Source organism: Peribacillus sp. P4_B1, assembly GCF_056402395.1.
The window spans coordinates 1-2,288 of record NZ_JBFUHM010000127.1; the positions used below are offsets into that span (position 1 = coordinate 1).

At 37.3% G+C, this 2,288-nt stretch carries 5 protein-coding genes; all 5 read right to left on the bottom strand.

The genetic code is table 11. From position 1 onward, the window contains the following. Positions 1–129 precede the first annotated feature (129 nt). The 5 genes from trxA to AC1DVK_RS26710 all read right to left on the bottom strand — a co-directional run bounded on the left by trxA (position 130) and on the right by AC1DVK_RS26710 (position 2,077). Positions 130–444, bottom strand: a complete 315-nt coding sequence (gene trxA / locus AC1DVK_RS26690; protein ID WP_089363239.1) for a thioredoxin — start codon at positions 442–444, stop codon at positions 130–132. 47 nt (positions 445–491) lie between these two features. Beyond that, positions 492–878 (bottom strand): IDEAL domain-containing protein, encoded by a 387-nt coding sequence (locus AC1DVK_RS26695; protein ID WP_089363238.1) that lies wholly within the window; start codon positions 876–878, stop codon positions 492–494. Positions 879–969: 91 nt separating this feature from the next. Next, positions 970–1,389 carry an RrF2 family transcriptional regulator gene (locus AC1DVK_RS26700; RefSeq protein WP_061466045.1) on the bottom strand — a complete coding sequence of 140 codons (420 nt, stop codon included), beginning with the start codon at positions 1,387–1,389 and terminating at the stop codon, positions 970–972. A gap of 185 nt (positions 1,390–1,574) precedes the next feature. Then, positions 1,575–1,874, bottom strand: coding sequence for a spore coat protein (locus tag AC1DVK_RS26705; RefSeq protein WP_089363237.1), 300 nt, complete (start codon positions 1,872–1,874; stop codon positions 1,575–1,577). Further along, positions 1,874–2,077: a hypothetical protein gene (locus AC1DVK_RS26710; RefSeq protein ID WP_061462715.1), complete on the bottom strand. Its 204-nt coding sequence runs from the start codon at positions 2,075–2,077 to the stop codon at positions 1,874–1,876. Before AC1DVK_RS26710 ends, AC1DVK_RS26705 begins: the two co-directional genes overlap by 1 nt. Positions 2,078–2,288: the final 211 nt, after the last annotated feature.

The following is a 2,288-nucleotide window of genomic DNA, read 5'->3' on the forward strand; positions in this document are numbered from 1 at the left end:
CGCCTGTGGGGTCTCACCTGTCCCGCTGCTCCCGCAGGAGTCTCGCACTTCCGCTCCAATCAACCTTAAATAGTTTCGTTTTAAAAACAACAATCTTTACGAAAAGAGCCTTTATTTAACACATACTACTCATGCATGCTTTTCAATCAATGCCGCAATGGCTTCTTTAGGCTGTAAGCCAATTGCCTGATCTACTTTTTCTCCATCTTTGAAAAGAATAAGGGCCGGAATTCCCATCACTCCATAATCGCTTGTCGTAGCTGAATTTTCATCCACATTCAATTTTACTATCTTAACCCGATCACCCATTTCAACATCAATTTCATTAAGGATTGGGGCAATCATTTTACATGGTCCGCACCACGGTGCCCAAAAATCAACCAGTACTAAACCTTCCTTGATTTCACTAGCAAAATTATCATCTGTTACATGTTCTATTGTCATGATCATGTCCTCCTTGTATTATCCGATATATTATGGTTTTTGACTCATCATCTATTTAAATCAAGTTTCCCGATTCTATTTCCCGGGATAAGAAACTCGGATTTCCTGATATTTATTTTCGGATGGATTTTAATCGATTCCAATTTACCGGATAACTCCATAAACCATGTTTCATCCTTAGATAGTAAAGCCAAATCAATTAATGCCAAAAGATGACTTTCGTTACTGATTTCTAGATCAGGCAGCTTTTCAGTCCATTTACTCGGAATCCAAATCGATTTCCCGACCGCTTTTTCATTGTCACTTTCCACCACATTCACTTTAACGATTTCTCGATTCGCGCTTACCGTTTCAATGTAACCATGGATAAGTTCTCCATCTCTTGATCTTCCCTGCACCCAATCCCCATTATTTAACTGATTATTTCCGGCCATTTTTAACACCCCTTTTATATTCTATTGTTATCAATTATTAACTGTAAAAATAAAATGTACAGTAAAGACAAAAGAAAAAACTAAATCAACATCACGGACATTGTTTAATTTTTTCTAAAAAAGTGCTGAGAGTAATATCTTCTAAATATTTTTCAAAATATAACTCAGCTTCATCGAAGATTTGATCCATGACTACCTGGGTATTGGAAGATATGACACATTTTTTCTCCGGATTACCTGTACACCACTTTGGCTTCAAGGTTCCATGCGAGACCGTTATATAAATATCTGCCAAACTCACCTCTTCAGGGTTACAGTCCAGAATATAGCCTCCGCCCACACCTTCTTTAGTCTTAACAAATCCTTTATTCCGTAAGCAGCTCATCATTTTCCGAATCCTTGCCGAATTTGTACAAACGTTTTCTGCGATAGACTCACTGCTAGCCATATGATCTGGTAGATAAGCTAAATAGACCAAACTATGCACAGCTATTGTAAAATCACTATTCACTTTTTGCATCCTCCTCAAGGAGATTACTGTAATTTTAATATTTACAGTTGATAAAGTCAACACAAAAAACTCAACTTTTGTTGATATGTTTATTATCGCAATGAAATTTCCCTCTATCAAAAGATAGAGGGCACTTCATCAGTTAGCTTTTGGAAAGTGGAACCATCCAAAAGCTCGTCAAAATCTTATTGTTGAGAAAGATCCAATGCCGTATTAGCCGTTTTAAGATTCACCTGTGCTTGCTCATCCATATCCTGAGGGTGATAATAACCTTTTGAAACCATATAATCACTTATGATCCCATGTGTTTCTACAGCGGACTTTAGCTGTTCCCGTAATGCAGCCCTCAGTTCAGGTGAAGCTGTTTCAGTTATAGCGAATGCCGCATTTCTAATTCCTGATTTGGCAGAAATCAGAAAGTCAGTTGCAATCACCTGATCGGTCATTCCACTCATACCCGCCATATTTTGCAAAAAGTTGGTCATTATTTCCCCTCTCCTTGATTAACCAGAATTTCCTGTAATCTTTGAATTTGCTCTCTGCCGCTGCTGATGTCTTGTAATAGAATGTTTTTTAATTCCGTATCTCGAACTAATCCGTTCATTATAGAACTTTTGGATAGACAAAGGCTTTTGAAATTCAATATTTCATGCAACTCTAACGTTTCATGCAGTCCTAACTTTCCCATTAAAAGTATCTCTCCTTTCATTTACATTCACTTACTTATCTTTCGTTGTTCAAATGGTCTTATTCATTGTTTCTTAAAGAAGGTAAAACCTAGACCCCCTGTATACCAATGAGTTGAATAGGGAAAATTACTTTTGTTACATACACTTAAGGGGTGATTGGATGGAAAATGAAAAACTGGCCTTTCATGAGACCATGGAGACGCATGAAAT

Coding starts and splice junctions, on each gene's coding strand:
- trxA (WP_089363239.1), bottom strand. CDS start 444: ATGACAATAGAACATGTAACAGATGATAATTTTGCTAGTGAAATCAAG.
- AC1DVK_RS26695 (WP_089363238.1), bottom strand. CDS start 878: ATGGCCGGAAATAATCAGTTAAATAATGGGGATTGGGTGCAGGGAAGA.
- AC1DVK_RS26705 (WP_089363237.1), bottom strand. CDS start 1,874: ATGACCAACTTTTTGCAAAATATGGCGGGTATGAGTGGAATGACCGAT.
- AC1DVK_RS26710 (WP_061462715.1), bottom strand. CDS start 2,077: ATGGGAAAGTTAGGACTGCATGAAACGTTAGAGTTGCATGAAATATTG.